Source organism: Paraburkholderia sp. CNPSo 3274, from assembly GCF_024206475.1.
Lineage (GTDB): Bacteria > Pseudomonadota > Gammaproteobacteria > Burkholderiales > Burkholderiaceae > Paraburkholderia.
Genome location: NZ_JAMBPR010000061.1, coordinates 1 through 17255 on the forward strand (window position 1 = coordinate 1; position 17255 = coordinate 17255).

General features: G+C 63.5%; 17 protein-coding genes, 1 tRNA gene and 4 pseudogenes. 13 read left to right on the forward strand and 9 right to left on the reverse strand.

What is annotated here, in order from left to right; genetic code table 11:
• Window positions 1-210 (forward strand): annotated as a pseudogene (locus tag M3I54_RS32035) (IS3 family transposase); the annotation flags it as partial.
• A 124-nt stretch (window positions 211-334) separates the two neighbouring features.
• Here the strand turns inward: M3I54_RS32035 and M3I54_RS32040 are convergent.
• From M3I54_RS32040 to M3I54_RS32065, 6 genes and pseudogenes are all read right to left on the reverse strand, one after another.
• Window positions 335-2569, reverse strand: coding sequence for an ATP-binding protein (locus tag M3I54_RS32040; protein ID WP_254343131.1), 2235 nt, complete (start codon window positions 2567-2569; stop codon window positions 335-337).
• A 494-nt stretch (window positions 2570-3063) separates the two neighbouring features.
• Window positions 3064-3432, reverse strand: coding sequence for a hypothetical protein (locus M3I54_RS32045; RefSeq protein WP_254343132.1), 369 nt, complete (start codon window positions 3430-3432; stop codon window positions 3064-3066).
• A gap of 609 nt (window positions 3433-4041) precedes the next feature.
• Entirely contained in the window at window positions 4042-4296 is a 255-nt protein-coding gene (locus tag M3I54_RS32050; RefSeq protein WP_254343133.1) for a hypothetical protein, read from the reverse strand.
• Between the two features lie 110 nt (window positions 4297-4406).
• Window positions 4407-5931: pseudogene (groL, locus tag M3I54_RS32055) on the reverse strand (chaperonin GroEL).
• A gap of 75 nt (window positions 5932-6006) precedes the next feature.
• Window positions 6007-6324: a co-chaperone GroES gene (locus tag M3I54_RS32060; RefSeq protein WP_254343134.1), complete on the reverse strand. Its 318-nt coding sequence runs from the start codon at window positions 6322-6324 to the stop codon at window positions 6007-6009.
• 220 nt (window positions 6325-6544) lie between these two features.
• A pseudogene (locus tag M3I54_RS32065) lies at window positions 6545-7010 on the reverse strand (diguanylate cyclase); the annotation flags it as partial.
• 198 nt (window positions 7011-7208) lie between these two features.
• On the opposite strand from M3I54_RS32065, the gene M3I54_RS32070 reads away from it, so the two are divergent.
• From M3I54_RS32070 to M3I54_RS32095, 6 genes are all read left to right on the forward strand, one after another.
• On the forward strand, window positions 7209-7649 hold the full coding sequence (locus M3I54_RS32070) for an Hsp20/alpha crystallin family protein (protein ID WP_254343135.1): 441 nt from the start codon (window positions 7209-7211) through the stop codon (window positions 7647-7649).
• A 32-nt stretch (window positions 7650-7681) separates the two neighbouring features.
• Window positions 7682-8095, forward strand: coding sequence for an Hsp20/alpha crystallin family protein (locus M3I54_RS32075; RefSeq protein WP_254343136.1), 414 nt, complete (start codon window positions 7682-7684; stop codon window positions 8093-8095).
• Window positions 8096-8175: 80 nt separating this feature from the next.
• Window positions 8176-8454: a hypothetical protein gene (locus M3I54_RS32080; RefSeq protein WP_254343137.1), complete on the forward strand. Its 279-nt coding sequence runs from the start codon at window positions 8176-8178 to the stop codon at window positions 8452-8454.
• Window positions 8455-8555: 101 nt separating this feature from the next.
• Window positions 8556-8861 carry a hypothetical protein gene (locus M3I54_RS32085; protein ID WP_254343174.1) on the forward strand — a complete coding sequence of 102 codons (306 nt, stop codon included), beginning with the start codon at window positions 8556-8558 and terminating at the stop codon, window positions 8859-8861.
• 198 nt (window positions 8862-9059) lie between these two features.
• On the forward strand, window positions 9060-9302 hold the full coding sequence (locus tag M3I54_RS32090) for a hypothetical protein (RefSeq protein WP_254343138.1): 243 nt from the start codon (window positions 9060-9062) through the stop codon (window positions 9300-9302).
• A 138-nt stretch (window positions 9303-9440) separates the two neighbouring features.
• The gene (locus M3I54_RS32095; protein ID WP_254343139.1) at window positions 9441-9908 is read left to right on the forward strand and encodes a hypothetical protein; all 468 of its coding nucleotides are present in this window, start codon (window positions 9441-9443) and stop codon (window positions 9906-9908) included.
• Window positions 9909-10781: 873 nt separating this feature from the next.
• On the opposite strand, the gene M3I54_RS32100 is transcribed toward M3I54_RS32095, so the two are convergent.
• The 3 genes from M3I54_RS32100 to M3I54_RS32110 form a co-directional block, all read right to left on the reverse strand.
• Window positions 10782-10854 (reverse strand) — tRNA-Lys (locus M3I54_RS32100).
• A 42-nt stretch (window positions 10855-10896) separates the two neighbouring features.
• Window positions 10897-11460 carry an Hsp20/alpha crystallin family protein gene (locus M3I54_RS32105; protein ID WP_254343140.1) on the reverse strand — a complete coding sequence of 188 codons (564 nt, stop codon included), beginning with the start codon at window positions 11458-11460 and terminating at the stop codon, window positions 10897-10899.
• 597 nt (window positions 11461-12057) lie between these two features.
• The gene (locus tag M3I54_RS32110; protein WP_254343141.1) at window positions 12058-12258 is read right to left on the reverse strand and encodes a CsbD family protein; all 201 of its coding nucleotides are present in this window, start codon (window positions 12256-12258) and stop codon (window positions 12058-12060) included.
• Between the two features lie 185 nt (window positions 12259-12443).
• On the opposite strand from M3I54_RS32110, the gene M3I54_RS32115 reads away from it, so the two are divergent.
• From M3I54_RS32115 to M3I54_RS32130, 6 genes and pseudogenes are all read left to right on the forward strand, one after another.
• Window positions 12444-13322 carry a YihY/virulence factor BrkB family protein gene (locus tag M3I54_RS32115; RefSeq protein WP_254343175.1) on the forward strand — a complete coding sequence of 293 codons (879 nt, stop codon included), beginning with the start codon at window positions 12444-12446 and terminating at the stop codon, window positions 13320-13322.
• Window positions 13323-13644: 322 nt separating this feature from the next.
• Window positions 13645-13938 carry a DUF2934 domain-containing protein gene (locus M3I54_RS45445; RefSeq protein ID WP_375542253.1) on the forward strand — a complete coding sequence of 98 codons (294 nt, stop codon included), beginning with the start codon at window positions 13645-13647 and terminating at the stop codon, window positions 13936-13938.
• Window positions 13939-14651: 713 nt separating this feature from the next.
• Window positions 14652-15568 (forward strand): annotated as a pseudogene (locus tag M3I54_RS32120) (YihY/virulence factor BrkB family protein).
• Window positions 15569-15889: 321 nt separating this feature from the next.
• A complete protein-coding gene (locus M3I54_RS45200; RefSeq protein WP_309249663.1) occupies window positions 15890-16297 on the forward strand; it encodes a hypothetical protein in 408 nt (135 codons plus the stop codon).
• Window positions 16254-16442: a hypothetical protein gene (locus M3I54_RS45205; protein WP_309249661.1), complete on the forward strand. Its 189-nt coding sequence runs from the start codon at window positions 16254-16256 to the stop codon at window positions 16440-16442. The genes M3I54_RS45200 and M3I54_RS45205 overlap by 44 nt, the downstream gene beginning before the upstream one ends.
• 326 nt (window positions 16443-16768) lie before the next feature.
• Complete coding sequence (locus tag M3I54_RS32130; protein WP_254343142.1) at window positions 16769-17236, forward strand: response regulator; 468 nt, start codon at window positions 16769-16771, stop codon at window positions 17234-17236.
• The last annotated feature ends 19 nt before the right edge of the window (window positions 17237-17255 follow it).

Here is a 17255-nt window from a genome sequence, read left to right on the forward strand (position 1 = left end):
CTGGCTGAAACGATCAACGGCTTGTACAAGGCAGAGGTGATCCATCGCCTCGGACCGTGGCGCAATCCGCAGGCCGTTGAAATGGCGACGCTCGAATGGGTTGACTGGTTCAACAATCGTCGACTATTCGGCCCCATCGGCAACATTCCACCTGCCGAGGCAGAAGCCGCTTATTATTCAAAACTCGCTGGGTCCGCCATCGCGGCGTGACTCAAGCAAAACAGCCTCCGGGAAACCCGGGGCGGTTCACCTGGCTGGCCACGTGCTTCGAGGTGTAGTCAGGTCGACGCGAGCCGGCGCTAACGGCCACTGGCCACTGGCCGCCGGGACGGTGTCATCCCCGGTAGCGGTCTGCGGGAACGGACATCACCAGTTCCAGAAGCTGCTGTGGCTGCAGCGGCTTGACAAAATAATGGTCGAAGCCCGCGGCGGTGCTGCGGGTACGGTCCGTTTCCTGCCCGTATCCGGTTAGCGCCGCGTAGGTGCGCGGCCGGCCGCCCGCCAACGACCGCAGACATCTGCATAGTTCGTAGCCATCCATGCCAGGAAGCCCGATGTCGAGGACGACGATATCGGGATCGAACGACGGCACCGCCTTCAGGGCGGCCGCCGGATCGTGCAGTGCCTCTACGATGTGCCCGCGGCTGCGCAGCCATTCAGCGAGCGCCAGGGCGTTGTCCACGCTGTCATCGACTACCAGAACGCGCCGGGGCACATCCGGCGGATTGGTGGCCGCGCACACCCCGCCACGGAGCGTGTGCGATTGCCTGATGACCGGCCCCGCATTGCCACGCGGTAATTCCACAACAAACTCGCTCCCGCGTCCGCGCCCATCACTTTGGGCATGGACCCGGCCGCCATGCAGTTCGACGAGATTTTTTACCAGTGCGAGCCCAAGTCCGAGTCCACCGGCGCCGCGTCCGTCCTCCGGCTTGCCGCGATAGAACGTATCAAAGATGCGCCCGAGGGTCTCGGGAGTCATGCCGATCCCGTTGTCGCGCACCTGGATGGTTATCCACCCGCCCTCGCTGCGGGCGAGCACCCGTATGTCGCCCGGCGCATCGGTGTATCGCGCGGCGTTGGTGAGCAGGTTACTGATTACCTGGGCAATGCGGGCAGGGTCCGCCTCGCAGGCAATGTCGCCAGCGACCTCCACGTCCAGCCTGTGGCCGCGCTGCTCGAGAAGTGGGCCTGCCATTTCGACAGCCCTGTCGATTACCTCGCAAATGCTGACCGTTTCCTTCTTCAGTACGACATCGCCGCGGGCAATCCTGGAGACGTCGAGGAGATCATCAACGAGACGCTCGAGGTGCCCGACCTGTCGCCGGATGATCGACTGCTCGCGGGACGTGCCCTGCGCGCCATGCAGCTGCATCAACTCCAGCGCGGTGACAATCGGTGCGAGCGGATTGCGTAGCTCGTGACCGAGCATGGCGAGGAATTCATCTTTCGCGCGGCTCGCATTTTCCAGACCGGCAAGCAGCCGTGCACGCTCGGCGTGCAGGTTTTCCAGGCGTTCCCGCGCGAGGACGTGGTCGGTCTCATCAATAGCCGTCAGCATGACGCTATCGACGGCCTGCCCGGTTACTGAACCCAGGGGGTTCATGTGCAGGGTGAAGATCCGTCCCTGGTCCCTGGTGCAAGGGGCGCCGTGCCCACGGTATTCTTCGAGGACCACAGGGTTACCGTCTTTGAGGACCTGTCCAAGCCCCTCCATGACACGTGGTTCGTGCGGGTAAACGTCGACGTAACGGGAGCCGGCGAGATCGTCGCGGCCGGCCATTGCCTGAAAGGCCCGGTTGGCCAGCCAGAAGCGGTGCTCCGGACCGACGAGCAGGGCCGACGCCACCGGGGAATTAACGAGCATGTCGTCGCGCTGCCGCTCGGTACGCTGCCGCCGTAGCATTTCCGCCTCGAGGGCGCCCGCCTTCTGTCGCCAGAGCGCAGCCAGTCTGAATGCGTCCGTGGCCGGAGCGTTCGTGAACACATCGTCTGGCAGCACCCGCGTATGTGCCGCGCATATGTCCTGGAAAATGGCCGTTTCGTTGCTGGTGGGAAAGAGCCGTCGAGGGTAGCCGCACATCAGCGAAAACCTGTAGTTCGCGCCCAGTGCACTCCACAGGCGTTCAAGGTGGAGGGCCGCCGCCTGACGTCCACGCTCGCAGAGAAGACCAACCATTTCGCCAAAGGCGTGGACAGGGCCTCCGCGAGCAGCAGCCCGCGCAATGGCGGCGCCTACCGTCGAATGAAACCGTTGCTCGTCCGGCCAGTCATCGACGCTCAACGCGGCGAGTGCGACGTCGGCGTCCATCAGGACGAGCGGACCGGGATCCGGGTCCGAGCCGTCTGAGGATTTTCCCGGAGAGACCCGGTAATGGATGCCCAGGCGGTCTTGCAGCATGGCCAGATGCGGCGCGGTCGCGATGACGACTGCGCTCCCACCGGCGCGAAGCGCCTGTTCCACGTAGTCTGCAACGCGCTGGACGAGCGGTGCATCCTCGTCGTAGAAGTGGACGAAGTGGCCGGCGTTTTCGTACGCATCCGTGGCCAGATGACCAGCAGGTTTCATTGACGGCACCTGAACAGTTTCGCTCCCTGAGGGGCCGCCGAACCGGGTAGCACAGGATGATGGCTCGGCAGCGCCAGTCGCCTTGACGATGGGACGGTTCAAAGTGGACCAGCGCATCTTTTCGCAGTTGAAGAGCGAAGAGTACACGAACGTATTTTATGCAAAATCGCGGGGGGCGCAAACGATCAGACATGTCCGGTGGCAGTTGAGCCCGCATGAAACCAGATGCCCACCGGCGGATCGCAGTGCCCCGCGGGCTGGCCGCAAGAACCCGGCGGACGGTCCGCTTTCACGCGTTGCGTTGCGGTCCGGGGATTTAATCATACAAAACGACGAGCGCACCCGGCAGTGTCGCGCCGTTTGCAGTGGCGGGGCCGGGCTGCCCCGTCCCGGACTTGTCAATCCACTCACGCCGCTTCTGGTGTACTGATGCTGCGCCCCCGAATGGCCGATTCGGTGCCTTGTTAGTTGCGCGCGCAACGAGCGCGCGTCTTTCAATAAACGGGAAAGACAACGTCCGGTTGCGGAGCAGGGCGCACCACCGAGCCCGGGCAGGCGACGGGACTCGTGGTAGCCACACGCTGATTCAGCTGAAAGAGCGGTGGCGAATGCGCACGCAGCCGCGTCGCGTTAACTTGGGTATCGCTCATGGCCGCTCGCCTGCAGGAGAACATGGCCGACGGGCCGGGGGTGGCCGTCGGCAGGTCATCGCGTGCTTCCGGCCCGCTGCTTCGCAGCTCCGTCCAGTATCCCATGCCGCCTTCGCCTGCGAGTGCCAGCCTTTGCTCGCTGGCCGTTACGGCTGCCATTGCCGAGGCAGCAAGGGTTACCACCGCCACAAACGCACAGATCTGCTTTTTCATGGCAAACCCCGTCCTTCAACCCTGTCCAGCACAGCCGAACACGCAGTGAGCGCCGGGGCGGATGTTGCACACTGCCTGACTGAGCCGGATATAACTTAGCTTCCCATATTAAATTTTTCAAGAGGCGGCCGGCGGCGTCCCCGGCTTCGGCAGGGCCTGGCTCCCTTCGCTGCGTGTGCAGGACGCTCCCTGCGCGGGGGAGCGGGCATCAGGCGGATGGCGGTCAGTAGACGTGTTGAATCAGTCACTTCAGTAACGATCCGTGGCCGAAGTCCATCGCGAGGCGTGTCGCCTGGCGTCATTATGGGTGCCCGGTTCAATTTCGCACCGGAACTCCTGGTGGCGGGCGCCCAGACGGCACGCTGCCTCGTAACGGTGAAGATCACCGGCGAGCCAGAACTGGCATCCATCGAAGAAGAGCTTCATCGCCGGTCGCGCTGCACGCATGGACCCGCCCCGGACGGCGCGCTTCGCCTGGCGCAGCGCGGAAGCGTCGATGGCCTGGCCGGTGCGAATCTCAGCACCAACCGAAGATTGCCGGAACGTGAGGAAGTCGCGCCCGAGTATTCTTGGGGGGAAGCTTCGCCACTGACCGCACAGGCACAAGGGTTACTGGTCAGCCATGAGATGGCGGATGACGAGCGCCGGGTCGGCGATGTCCAGGATCAGCCGGCGCAGGATGCGTCGGCGCATGTGTTCCTCGTCGAGAATCCAGGGCTCGCCCTTCTCGCTCAGATAGCGCGCGAGGGCGTCGCGGTTATCCTCGCCTGCTGGCAGGCCGAGCCTGACGGCCAGTAGTCCCGCCACGACGTCATCGATCTCGATGTCGAGCGGCCTTGAATCAATACGAAGTTCGAGTTTCATGACATTCCCGGGAAAAAGCGACACCGCCCCCGCGAAAACAGAAAGAGCGGTGCCGGAGGAAACGCACCGCCCGGGCCAGTTGAGCGGTGCACACAGCAAGACCGATGCGGTCAGTATTCCAGTTCCGGCGTGCTCGCCAGCACTGACTTTTCGTCCTTCGGTGCGTCGGCGATCGTCGCGTCCGTTGTCAGGATCAGCCCGGCAATCGACGCCGCATTCTGGAGCGCCGTGCGCGTGACCTTGGTCGGATCGACCACGCCCGCTTCGACGAGGTCACCGAACTCACCGGTAGCGGCGTTGGAGCCAAAGTTGCCCTTGCCTGCGAGCACCTTCGCGATGACCACAGAAGGCTCGTCCGCGGCGTTCGCGGCGATGACGCGCAGCGGCGACTCGAGCGCGCGCTGCACGATGCGGATGCCCGCGTCCTGATCGCCGTTGACGCCCTTAAGGGTGGACATCGCCTCGCGCGCGCGCAGCGGCGCTACGCCGCCGCCAGGGACGATCCCTTCCTCGACTGCCGCACGCGTGGCATGCAATGCATCGTCGACGCGGTCCTTTTTCTCCTTCATCTCGAACTCGGTCGCTGCACCGACCCTGATGACGGCCACACCGCCTGCAAGCTTCGCCAGACGCTCCTGGAGCTTCTCGCGATCGTAGTCGCCCGTCGTGTCCTCGATCTCCCTGCGGATCGACCATACGCGCATCCTGGATGCGCTTCTCCTCGCCCGCGCCGTCGATGATGATCGTGTCGTCCTTGCGGACTTCCACACGTTTCGCACGTCCGAGATCCTCGAGCGTTGCCTTCGGCAGCTGCTTGCCGGTCTCTTCGGAAATGACCGTTGCGCCCGTGAGGATCGCGATATCCTCGAGCATGGCCTTGCGCCGATCGCCGAAGCCTGGTGCCTTGACGGCCGCGACCTTCAGGATGCCTCGCATCGCGTTGACCACGAGCGTGGCCAGTGCTTCACCATCGATGTCCTCCGCGCCGATCAGCAGGGGCTTGCCGGCCTTTGAGGTCGCTTCGAGAACTGGCAGCAGATCCCGGATATTCGAGATCTTCTTGTCGAGCAGCAGGATCAGCGCGTCATCGAGATACGCCGCCTGCTTTTCCGGATCGTTGATGAAGTAGGGGCTCACGTAACCGCGGTCGAACTGCATCCCTTCGACCACATCGAGTTCGTTCTCGAGCGACTTGCCGTCCTCGACGGTGATGACGCCTTCCTTGCCGACACGCTCCATCGCATCGGCGATGATCTTGCGGATCGCTTCGTCGGAATTGGCCGAGATCGATCCGACCTGGGCGATTTCGCGGTTGGTCGAAATCGGCCTGGAGAGCTTGCGCAGCTCGTCGAGCACGGCGGCCGTGGTGGTGCCATCGCCGGCCACATCGGCGGTCTTTGACGCGACCTGCTTGACTACCTGCGCGCCCATGTTCTCGAAGCGGTCCTTCAGTTCGATTTCCTTTGCGACCGACACACCATCCTTGGTGATGGTCGGCGCGCCGGAGCTGCGTTCGATCAGCACGTTGCGGCCTTTGGGCCCGAGCGTGACCTTGACGGCATCGGCGAGCACGTTCACGCCGTTGACGATACGGGCGCGGGCGCTGTCGTGGAACCTGACGTCTTTTGCACTCATGTTGTTGCTCCGGGTAAAGTCGTTGACTCAACACGTCGCGAACGGCCGGGCGGGTGTCCGCGACCGGTCGAAAGATCAGGAGGCCTTGCGGGCGGCGCAGGCGTCAGCCTCGAGGACGCCCATGACGTCTTCCTCGCGCATGACGAGCAGTTCCTCGCCATCGACCTTGACGGTCTGGCCCGCGTACTTTCCGAAAAGCACCTGGTCACCGACTTTCAGCGGGAGCGCGCGCAGCGTTCCATCCTGCAGCGGCCGGCCGCTGCCGACCGCGACGACTTCCCCCTGTTCTGGTTTTTCTGCCGCTGAATCGGGAATCACGATGCCCGAGGCCGTCGTCCGCTGCGTTTCGATTCGCTTGACGATAACCCGGTCGTAGAGGGGACGAATCTGCATTTCCATCTCCTGAGCGATTAAAGGATCACCAATAAAGGGAATCCGGCTGCGGGTATCGGGGAACGTGATTCGCCTCGGTGCAGCCGATCCAATGTCTGGCGGAAAGCGAAATAGAGGCGGCCATCGCGCCCTTCAAGGGGCGTGAAGATGGCTCTTTGTAACAGATTGTTTCATCGCGGCAGCAGGATGCGATGGACTGCGCCAAGGCGATAAACCGTCCCCACACGCCACCCTTGATGGGGCGGAACAGCCAGCGCACGTAGCCCCTGCGCGCGGCAAGCTGCATCAGCTCGCCGCGATCGGTCTCGTCATCGAGAGGTTGCGGGTCGCGGGCCATGTCCTCTGCGTAGTCGCCGAACGCCTGCCGGCACGCGAGCGCCTCGGCAGCGCTTGCGCCGGTCACGTTGCAGCCGCGCTGCTCGATGCGCTCGACATCCCATGCACCGGATTGCCAGGCGGCGTCCAGAAGCAGGGCGTCCACGGTCTCGAAACTGTGCCACGGTGCATCGAGCTGGACGGCCGATCTCGATGCCAGGGAGGACGAGCGGTGTAGCGCGCCGGAATGCGTGCCAGTGGAGTATCGCGAGAAGCGGCGTATTCACCTGTGCCGCCGCCGTGAGCGTGACAGCAAAGAGCGGCAGGCGCACGCTGTCGATCTGTTCCTGAAGCGTATCGAAAAGAACCATAAGACTCCCCGAAAGACATGTTGCAGGGCCCCTTGAAATTTCCGTTCCTTGCGCTATTTTATTCATCGCTCAGGCAGTCGCGATTAGCGCTGCGTGTTTCGATTTGTTTGTCGGCGGGGCTATCCCACGGGCAGGCGGACTGGAGCGCGTGGTCCGGTTCGAAGCTTCGTGAGAGCCCCCGGTTTCAGGGAGCCAGTCATGAGCGATCTCTTTTTCAGCCCCGATCTGCTGGGCGAATTCGACCGCCTGCAACGGCAGATGGCCAGCGTCTTCGCGGGATTTCCCGCGAGCCTGCGCGCCGTGCGCAGCGAAACCTTTCCTCTCATCAACATAGGCAGTACTGACGACAGCGTTGAGATCGTCGCGTTCGCGCCGGGTCTGGATCCGGCATCGATCGATGTCTCGATCGACAAGGGACTGCTGACGATCAGCGGCGAACGCACGCCCCCGGAGACCGAAGTCGGGGACGAGGCGCGAGTCTATGCCAGGGAGCGTTTCATGGGCGCATTCCGGCGGGTGATCGAGCTGCCCCAGCACGCGGATCCTGACAAGGTCAACGCGCGCTACGTGAACGGTTGCCTGACGGTCAGCATCGGACGTTCCGAGGCCTCGAAGCCACGTGCCATCACTGTCCAGTAAGCCACCCGATACACAGGATCACGGAGGACATCATGAACGACAGCACTGAACTGGCGAACCGTCGTGCGGGAACGGACATTGCCTCGCGGGAGGGTGCCGAAGCAGCGAAGCAGCTCACCCGGATCGCGCCTGCAGTCGACGTATTCGAGGACAGCCGCGGCATTACGCTGTATGCCGACCTGCCAGGCGTGCCGCGCGAGAAGCTCGATGTGCGTGTGCAGGACGGCAGCCTGAACATCGAGGCGGAGTCAGTGATTCCTACGCCATCCGGGCTGCGCCTGCAGCACGGTGAAGTGCGCCATCCGCACTTCTGGCGCGCCTTCACGCTCAGCCCGGACTTCGACGTGTCGCGCATCGACGCGCAGCTGCGCGATGGCGTCCTGAAGCTCACCATTCCCCGCCGGGAGGAGGCGAAGCCGCGGCGCATCGAGGTGAGCGCTGGCTAGCCGTATGCGCACGAACGGCTCAAACCATGCGGCGCGGGCCGCCGGGCCTGCGCTGCCTCACCGGCCACGTGGAGGCACCCATGGAGAACACAGCAAGCAAAAGCTGGAAGGGTTTCACGATTGAGACCCGCGCATTTCCGGTATCGCACTGCGCGCTGCCCGGGAGCGTCCCGGACAGTTACATGGCCGTGGTCCGCATCCGGCGCGGCGAGCACGTAATCGCGAAGTGGCACCTGCCGCGCTACGCCCAGCACTGGGCAAGCGCGGACGAGGCACACCGGCAAACGACGGAGTATGCGATACGCGCCATCAATTCGGGCTGCTTCGCAGGCACGGTATCGCCGGGGCTGGTCGCATGAAGGTGCGTCGCTGCATCGCGGCGCAGCCCGAATGCGCTGTGCACCATGTGTCGTTTTTCTTCACCGCCCCTGCCTTAGTTGAGGTCTTTCGGGAGACGGAAATGCTCAGTCCACACGAATTTGCGACCCTGATGCTCGTTCGCCAGGCGCCGGACCAGCTCGACATGAACCGCGCCGAGCTCGACGCGCTGCTGGAGCGCCAGCTGGTCATGCTCGACCATTGTGCTGCCGGCGCACGACGCGCGTATCTGACCGGCAAAGGAGAGACGTTCCTCCAGGCGCTTCACCCTGACACCTCGCCGCGCCGAAGGCCAAAGGCCGCGACAGGCGGCGCTGACGAATCACAGGCTCCGCCTCCGCGGTCAGGCGAGCGCACGACGGATATGGAGGTGGATTCGCACAGCTGAACGTGGCGCAGGCTTACGGCATGCAATTGCAACCGCAGCAGCGCACGGGCACGAGGTTGCAGGGCGATCCGGCGAACTGTCGCCATGGTAGTTTTGCTGCGCGTTGACGACGGCCCGGCGCGCCCGCGTGCTGCACGGACTGGCTGCGGGCGGGCGTCGCCGGGCCCGCGGATGGCGCGGCAACTGAAGGGGTGACATATGCATATGGCAAACGTCATGGAGTATCACGGCTGTGAGGTTCGGCCGGTCGTGACCGGGACTGGCCAGGGCCGCTACGCGGCAGCGGCCATCGTCACCGGCCGGGACGGCGAAGCCCGAACGCTCGGGGTTGACGCAGACTTCGCCAACAGCGACGAGGCGTGCGATGAAGCCCTGGAGGCCGCCGTCGCCTGGATCCAGCAACGTTCCGTTGGTTCATGGCGGTATGTTCGACGGAGCTAGCCCACCGGCCACGAGCGTTCGTCTGTTTGTGAAGCGGGAACTGGCCGGTGCTGCCCACGGCGCGACCGGTCGTATTCCGGTGCAGCCTGGCTGGCTCAAACGTGTTGCAGGGGAGAAGGGATGAGAGGGACGCGAGTTATGGATCCGTCTGAAGACGCGCTCTATCAACGCGTCCGGCTGATGCTTTTTAGCGCTGACCTGCCGGTACAGCGTCTGCAAGCCGACGTTGAAGACATCGGACGTTTCACTGCGCCGGACGTGCGCTCCCCGCACCTGCGCCTCGTTGAGGCGATGCCGGCGCTTACGCCGGCTGCCGAGGCGATTGTGCGTGCCATGATCCGTGTGTACGGCCCAGAGCTTTTTGGTCCGGGCAGCGCCAGTTCGGGCCTTCGTGCGCTGTTAAAGGCCGGACCCGTAAAATTCGCACAGACGGCCTTGCTGCTTGGGCCTGACGCTCCGGTGCCGGAGCGCGCCCGTCCGCTCGTCGCGGAGTTCAACCGCATATTCGAGCGTCATCCCAGGAGCGGATTCGCCGAAGCCCGACGCCTGCTCTCGGCGATTGGCCTGCCAGTTGGCTGCGACGAGCCTCCCCAGACCAGTCGCTAGCGCTAGCGCGACCAGAACGGGGCAAATCGGGACGAACGAGCCGCGCCGGACACTACGCCGCCCGGTCAAGTTTGTGCCGCACAGGCCGTGCCGTTCAGACTATCGCGCGCGCGACACGAAAAACGGCCGCCATGTCGGCAGGGTGCAGCGGCCCCGAAGGTTGCAACCACCATGAAAAGCCGGGCAGGCGCTGGCCGTCCACTTTCCCGTGGATCGCCGGCGGCCGCCACACGGATCCCGTCGCGGACCGGCTCGCGGCGTCGGGTGTACCGCCAAACGGCAAAAGAAAAAAGAGCCCGTCACACTCTCGGGAATGCGACGGGCACAAGATCCGGGAGCCGTTGCGAGAACTCCCAGGGGCTGGGTGAGCGCGACTACCGCGCACCCGCTTCGAACCTTGGCAGGCGCGTTGCGGGGTGTCTATACGGCCTGTGTCCGGGTGAAAGGCTGTCGGCGTGATCTCCAGCGGGCGGTCGGACGCGATCCTTTTTCTTCATCGGTCGCGAGGCTTGCGTCGAGGTGTCCTGATGACGCTCAGGTCATGAGTGGTACGCACGCAAAGCGTATTCTTGATTCCAGCGGGCGATCTGCACGACTCCGGATTGAAGGCTTCACGCCTGCGGGAAGACCGCGTCGCGTTGAGCGGGACGATAGCGGGCCAGCAATGGACGACACTGCGCAGCACGTACGGAGATGCTGATGCGCGTGCAGGTCAAAACCGGGTCGGCGTGGACCGCGCGGATTCGTGGCGCCGTGATCCGGTCCACAGGTCGGCCATGCGGCAGTGTGCCGGGAAACCGGCGCTTCGCCGTCCCGGCGCGGGCCTTCGCCCCAAAAGGCCAGGATTGGCCTTCAGGAACGGCTGGCTGAATGTGGGCCGTACTGGGTTCGAACCAGTGACCAACGGATTAAAAGTCCGCTGCTCTACCAGCTGAGCTAACGGCCCCGCTCACCCGAAGCGTGCGACGGGTTTTTTTGGCGGCTGGTCCTAGCCGATATCAATCGGGCGACTCGCTGAGCGCGCGGGCTCCGTTTTCGGCACGGTCAATGTGAGCACGCCGTTATCAAATTTTGCCAGGGCGTGATCGGGATCGGCGTTCTCCGGCATCGGGATCGTGCGCATGAAGCTCCCATGGGCGCGCTCCAGCCGGTAGCAGCCGTTTTCCTCGCTGCGCACATCCTGCTTTTTTTCGCCGCGCAGCACGAGCGCCCCGTCCTCAACGCTCACGTTCACGTCTTCGCGCTCCATGCCGGGCAGCTCGGCGGTGATGCGCAGTACCTTCCCTTCGTCGACAACGTCGATGCGGGGCTGGAAGCGCGATGAACTGAAGTCGCCAAACCATCGTTCAAGCACGCCCCGACCCGCAAACGGGTCATGAAAAAACTCCTCGACGGCGCGCCACTGGTCCCGAGAGAACAGCCGCGGAATATCGGGCCACGAAGCCCGCCATTGATCGCCCGCCGGCTGACTTTCCGGGCCGTCCGCGTCGGACTTGCGGGCTGCCCCGCGAAGGAACTTGAAGGGACTCCACTTTTTGCGGTCGGTGTTCATCGCATCCTCCTCCAGGATAGGCCACGAACGATCAGCTCTCAGGCGCCGATGCCGAGATCCTTTCCGTGCAAATCCGCGGTGCCTGAATATGCCGCTTTCTGCGGTCAGATGAAGTGCCCGAAACATGTAGCGCGCTGAGATTGAAGCGGCGATCCCTGGGCGAAATTCAAGATAGGTCGCCGAGAGCAAATTTCAAGGGTTCTGCGCGTTTCGAGCGGTTTCAACGGCCTGTGCTTATGTCCGGCTCGAGGGGGGCCGGTAGAGCGAGGGACCGCGTCGTTAAATTCAATTTATCAGTTGCCAGGCAATGGCAGCGCACGTGTAGCCGTTGCGCCGCAATCGTGAGGAAGTTCCGGAACCCGGCGAGATGCCCGACGTGCCCAGTCTCATAGACGACGCAGTTATGCGCACGAATCGGCCTTTGACGTTCCCTTGATTCGAGGACAGCCACGGCCAAACGCGCCCAGCGATAGGCAACAGGTTTGATACGAAAGAAAGACGTTGATGGATGCTGCTGGATTCCGTCTGCGGGCCGTGAGTTGCACGCAGGCGTGCGGGCAGTTTCGTACCACCCGCACGCGCGATGCAACGCTCGCCTTACTCGCGGTCCTCCTCGCGATCATCGGCGGCATCCTTCGCGGCGTCCTTCAGGTCGCCTGCCTTCCTCTGTGTTTCGCCCGCCCCCTGCTGGACGTCGCCCTTGAGTTCCTGGGACTTGTTTCCGGTGACTTTTCCAGCGACTTCATTTGCCTTGCCTTTGAGCTTTTCAGCTTCGCCTTTCACGTGGTCCTTGTTCATGACACCTCTCCCAATATGTTCGCGCCGGACGCGCGCATTCCTTCCGCAACGGTCGTGCCTGATGTCACCGGCAGGCGGGGCCAATCAGGCACCGCGCCCCGCCCGGTGCGTTCGTTTCGGGAGGTATCAGGCTTGCGGCTGGTCCGATGTCCATCGGTCCTCCCTCGAGCCTCCGGAGCCATGCGATGAAAGGACGCTCCCAGCCTGTTCGCGCGCGCAGTCGCACGGGCCTTCGCGGTTGCTGGGCCGTTGCGTCGAAAGCAGTCAACCGTTTCGGCCGGGACCGCTGTTCGACTCTCGCGGCGAGCATCGGATTCTTTTCGGCTTTTTCGCTCGCCCCCACCTTGATCATTGCGCTCGCCATTGCGGGACGGGTTTTCGGTGCGGACGCTGCCCGGGGCAGACTGTTTGCCCAGATCCACGACATCATGGGAAATGACGCGGCGGCGGCCATGCAGGCGATCGTCGCGCACGCTCACCGTTCCGGGCAGGGTGGCTTCGCAGCTTTCGTATCGGTGATACTGCTGGCTATAGGCGCATCTGCGACATTCACTTCGCTCAATACGGCGCTCGATGTGGTTTTCGACGAGCTTGCGCTCAAGAACCGCAGCAGCATCTCGATGCTCATACGGGCGCGGTTGATGTCCCTGGGCATGGTCATGGGCGTCGGATTTTTGCTGGTCGTCTCGCTTGTGCTCGATGCGGCCATCGAGTGGGCCGGAGATCATCTGTTCGGCGTTTCTCCTCTCGCGGTTATCGCGCAAGTGGTCCAGACCGTGTTGGCGTTCGCCGTTCTGGCTGCTGCCTTTGCTGCGCTTATGAAATTCATGCCCGATGCGAGGGTGCCGCTGAAGCATGCGATATGGGGCGGCCTGGTGGCGGCGCTGTTGTTCTCCGCCGGCCGCCATGTCTTCGGGCTGTATCTCGCACATGCGGGCACCGCGAACGAATTCGGGGCTGCTGGCTCACTCGCGGTGCTGATGATGTGGCTGTATTTTTCGGCCGCCACCTTCCTGCTGGGCGCTGAAGTGGCAGCGTCGATCGGGCGTGCCAGGCTGCGGTGAGGCGAGAGGGTCGAAGGCCCCCGACGGGGCCGCATGCGTAGGTTTCGCGCGTCATGTGCGGTCGATCAGTTCCGGGCATGCGGGGTCGTTTCTCTGGGCCCTCGGCCATTCCTGAGCGGGTTCAGGCGCTTCAGCGCACGATCTATCGCGGTGACCCGCTTTGCGACGAACGTGCGGGCACACCACCAGCGCTTTTCACCTATTCGCATCTCGCGGGATGCGGTCGGGGGACGGGCGCAACAGACGTGGCAGTGCTCAACTCCGCCGTGGCCGGAGGAACGCCATTTGCGGAGCTGTCCTTACTAGTGCAATGGAGGGCGAGATGGGGAAGACAGTGAGTGAGCAAAAGAGCGCGACCGGCGTATCCGATCGCACAATTGATGATGCTGTAGAGGCGTCATTTCCGGCGAGTGATCCGCCGGCGCGTGGCCGAGCGACGAGGATCGATGAACCGCCTGCGGACAGTGACCGGGAGGCTCGCATCCGGCGTCGCGCATACGAGTTGTGGGACGAAGCGGGATGTCCGGACGACCACACCGACGAGTACTGGTATAGGGCGGAGGCGGAGATTTCAGAAGCCGGCCCGTCCGGCTCGACGGAGCCTGGTCCGACGTAGGCAAGCCGTGCCGCACGAGGTCGTCGTGCGTGTTGTTTGCCGCATCTCATACTGCGTCTCAGCTTCGCTGCCAAAGCCATTTTGCAGCGGGAGTTTCGCTTTTCCGCAATCTTTTCCGCAATGCCAGAGCGGGGCTGCCCTCTGGCTCGCGTCCTGTCGACCTAGAGGCCGCGCAGGGGGGCACCGGGGGTGGGACAGTCGCTAAGGATCGTTGTTTACATCGGCCCGGTTTGCATCGGCCGCGTAGCCCTTGCGGGATCTCGCCGTATTTTCAGGTCAATTTCAAGGTCTATTGCAATAGAGGCAAACGGGAAGACAATCGAGGTGCAACTCTTCGCAGCGCTGGCGTGTCCTGCTCTGTCCGGCGGCGCGTTCGCGCAGGCGGCGGGCGGTGGGGCTGGAGGCGGCGGCACGGGTATGAGCACACCGAACTCGCACGGATGCACCGCAACGACCGCGAATGCCAGGGGCGCAAACCCATGGGCGTACCCGGCAGCGGCTTCGTCAGTGAGCGCTCGCCTCGGGGCCTGAGGCGGGCCCGTTTTTCGAAAGAGGTACGGTCTGTCTCGCAGGGGGACTGGAAGCGCGCCGACTGCGGAGATTTTGCCCGGCGCCCACAACGGGGTCGGTCCGCCCAGGTGGACTCGGGCTGTTCACAACGGATGCAAGGTTGAGGACACGTGCACCGGCCGTATAGGCGCAGAGGAACGGGGGTGGCATTTGAGCAAGACCAGCAATCCGCGTGGGCGCGCCTTTCGCTTCGTGCGTCGCATCCGCTCCGATTCGTGTTCGTGGTGTGCAGGGCGTTCCGGAGCAATCAGGGCCTGCTGCTTGCAGGCGCGATCGCGTACTATGCGTTGCTCTCGATCGTCCCGCTCCTGATTCTGGCAGCTATCGCATTGAGCCATTTCGTCGGGGAGCAACTGCTGCTGGATACGCTCGCGAACCTGCTCGAATGGCTGATCCCGGGCAGTCTGCAGCGATCGTGGCCGAGCTTGCAAATTTCCTTGCTCATCGCGCCGTAGTTGGCTGGTTTCTCGTCGTCACGATGGTGTTTTTCAGTTCGCTCGCGTCTACCGTGCTCGAGAATGCACTGTCAATCATCTTCGTCCATCGGGTCGCGATCCGGCGCAGACACTTCCTCCTGTCGGCAATCGTGCCGTACCTGTTCAGCCTCTCCCTTGGTATCGGCGTGCTGCTGGTGACGCTCGTGTCAAGCGGACTGCACGCGGTAGCAAGCGACAGCATCGTGCTGTTCGGCCATGCTCTGTCGCTGACTGGTGCGACTCGCGTCGCACTGTATTTATGCGGATTCGCCGGAGAAATTCTCGTCTTGACGGCGATTTATCTGGTCATACCGGCGGGACGCACGACGTTGCGTCACGCGCTCCTTGGCGCAGTCGCCGCCGGTGTGCTGTGGGAGATAACGCGGCGTGTACTGGTGTGGTATTTTGTGACACTCTCCCAGGTAAGCGTCGTCTACGGGTCACTGACAACGGCGATCGTCGTGCTTTTCAGCCTTGAAGCGCTGGCTACGCTCATGCTGTTCGGGGCGCAGCTTATCGCGGAATACGAGCGCCTCGAGATGCACGGTGGCGATGCGGCTCCGCAGCCTTTAGAGACTGGTTGAAACGGGGCGCACAATAAGCACCGTACGTAGCGCTGTGAGGCTTTGGTGGTCGTCTGCGGTGGCCGGCCCCGTGGGCTTCGACGAGCTGCCCCGCGCGCCTGGTCGGCTTGCGCGCCGCCTCCACGGGAGCGGAGGCGCGCGGGTTCGATCCCACTCTCATCGCGACGCACTAGCAGCTTTCGTCCGCGCAAAAGGCGCGCGCTCCGACCCGCACGACCCGCGAAGCGCTCATGACGCAGCCCACACTTCACAGTGCAAAGCCGTCCCGTCTTCCAGCCCTGCCGGGTGCTCGCGTCACGAGCCATCCGCCGGGAACAAGCAATGCGCACCTTTTTCCCGCTCGACGTAAAGACTCGCAGCATGGCACCCAGGGATCGCAAAGCTCATGGTGCGGGTACACCGAACCTGAGTACTCCCACCGATCTTGGAGCGGAGGCTCGTAACGCGGCTTCCGCCGGGCTCACGAATCTGCTGGCCGATGGCTTTGCACTATTCGTCACCTGGAACTTTCACTGGCACGTGAGCGCACCGCACTTCCGCGACCATCATCTGCTGCTCGACGACCAGGCCGCACTGGTCTTTGCGATGGTCGATCCCGTGGCAGGGGGCGTGCAAGCTTGGCGGACCAACGCCGCGCGGTCAGAATGCGTCATTCAAGCGCCTTTTCGACAACGACGCTGCGTTTGTGGCGCCGGAGGCGATGCTCGACGAACTGCGTCGCGACAATAAGTCCCAGGTCAAATTCATGCGCGAACTCCATCAGCTCTGCTACGACAAGGAACATGTGGAGACGGCGAGCCTGATCGAGAACTGGATCGATCAGACCGAGGAGCGTGTCTGGTTCCTTTTCGAGACGGCTCGCCATACGCGCTGAAATCCCGCCCAATAGCTGGCCGCCGCGGCGCGACGCCTGCAAGCAGTCCCGTGTCGCGCAGCGCCAGCAGCGCCATCATTCGCCATCACCCAACGCTCCCTCCCTGCGCCATCGTTCGCAACCGTGTCCAACCACGGCTGCAGTGCCTGCGGGCCCTGGCGTTCCTTTCTTTCTCGCGTGGCACGCGTGATGCGGAATCGTAAGCGGGTACTTCTGGCCCGGTGGGCACATTGCGAGAGCGTGCTCGAGAAGACGGAGGGAAAACCGGCGAACGGGCGACGGGGCGCGTGGGGGTTGACGCTCCTGATAGAGGTAGGGAGAGTTTTGTGGCGAACGTCCTGCTGGTTGATGATGAACCGGAAAATGCGTGCTCCCTCGCGTTGGCGCTCGAGCACAGCGGCCACCGTGTGCACATCACTGGCGACGCGCGGGCTGCCCTGGATTTCATGCGGCGAGAAAGCATTGAATGTCTTATTACTGACTACCAGATGCCAGACATTGACGGCGTGCAATTGTGTCTGATGATCCGGGCCTGTCCTCGCCTCGCCGGAACGCCGGTGTTGATGGTCTCGGCTGCGCCAGAACCTGCGGAGTGCCAATGGTGTTGTTCCCAATTTTTTCGAAAGCCGGTGTGCATTGAAGAAGTCATCGAGGCTGTTGACGCTCATGTCGCAGCGCGGATCACGGTTGGACTGCGCGCAGGGATACACAAGGTTTCACTTCGAGCTGCAATGCGGTGTGGGGCACCCGCCGCCTCAAGATGGGCTCCGGTGAGATCCGCGTGCTGGCCTTGACCGCAAGCGTGTACCGCCA

Coding starts and splice junctions, on each gene's coding strand:
- M3I54_RS32040 (WP_254343131.1), bottom strand. CDS start 2,569: ATGAAACCTGCTGGTCATCTGGCCACGGATGCGTACGAAAACGCCGGC.
- M3I54_RS32045 (WP_254343132.1), bottom strand. CDS start 3,432: ATGAAAAAGCAGATCTGTGCGTTTGTGGCGGTGGTAACCCTTGCTGCC.
- M3I54_RS32050 (WP_254343133.1), bottom strand. CDS start 4,296: ATGAAACTCGAACTTCGTATTGATTCAAGGCCGCTCGACATCGAGATC.
- M3I54_RS32060 (WP_254343134.1), bottom strand. CDS start 6,324: ATGCAGATTCGTCCCCTCTACGACCGGGTTATCGTCAAGCGAATCGAA.
- M3I54_RS32070 (WP_254343135.1), top strand. CDS start 7,209: ATGAGCGATCTCTTTTTCAGCCCCGATCTGCTGGGCGAATTCGACCGC.
- M3I54_RS32075 (WP_254343136.1), top strand. CDS start 7,682: ATGAACGACAGCACTGAACTGGCGAACCGTCGTGCGGGAACGGACATT.
- M3I54_RS32080 (WP_254343137.1), top strand. CDS start 8,176: ATGGAGAACACAGCAAGCAAAAGCTGGAAGGGTTTCACGATTGAGACC.
- M3I54_RS32085 (WP_254343174.1), top strand. CDS start 8,556: ATGCTCAGTCCACACGAATTTGCGACCCTGATGCTCGTTCGCCAGGCG.
- M3I54_RS32090 (WP_254343138.1), top strand. CDS start 9,060: ATGCATATGGCAAACGTCATGGAGTATCACGGCTGTGAGGTTCGGCCG.
- M3I54_RS32095 (WP_254343139.1), top strand. CDS start 9,441: ATGGATCCGTCTGAAGACGCGCTCTATCAACGCGTCCGGCTGATGCTT.
- M3I54_RS32105 (WP_254343140.1), bottom strand. CDS start 11,460: ATGAACACCGACCGCAAAAAGTGGAGTCCCTTCAAGTTCCTTCGCGGG.
- M3I54_RS32110 (WP_254343141.1), bottom strand. CDS start 12,258: ATGAACAAGGACCACGTGAAAGGCGAAGCTGAAAAGCTCAAAGGCAAG.
- M3I54_RS32115 (WP_254343175.1), top strand. CDS start 12,444: ATGAAAGGACGCTCCCAGCCTGTTCGCGCGCGCAGTCGCACGGGCCTT.
- M3I54_RS45445 (WP_375542253.1), top strand. CDS start 13,645: ATGGGGAAGACAGTGAGTGAGCAAAAGAGCGCGACCGGCGTATCCGAT.
- M3I54_RS45200 (WP_309249663.1), top strand. CDS start 15,890: ATGCGCACCTTTTTCCCGCTCGACGTAAAGACTCGCAGCATGGCACCC.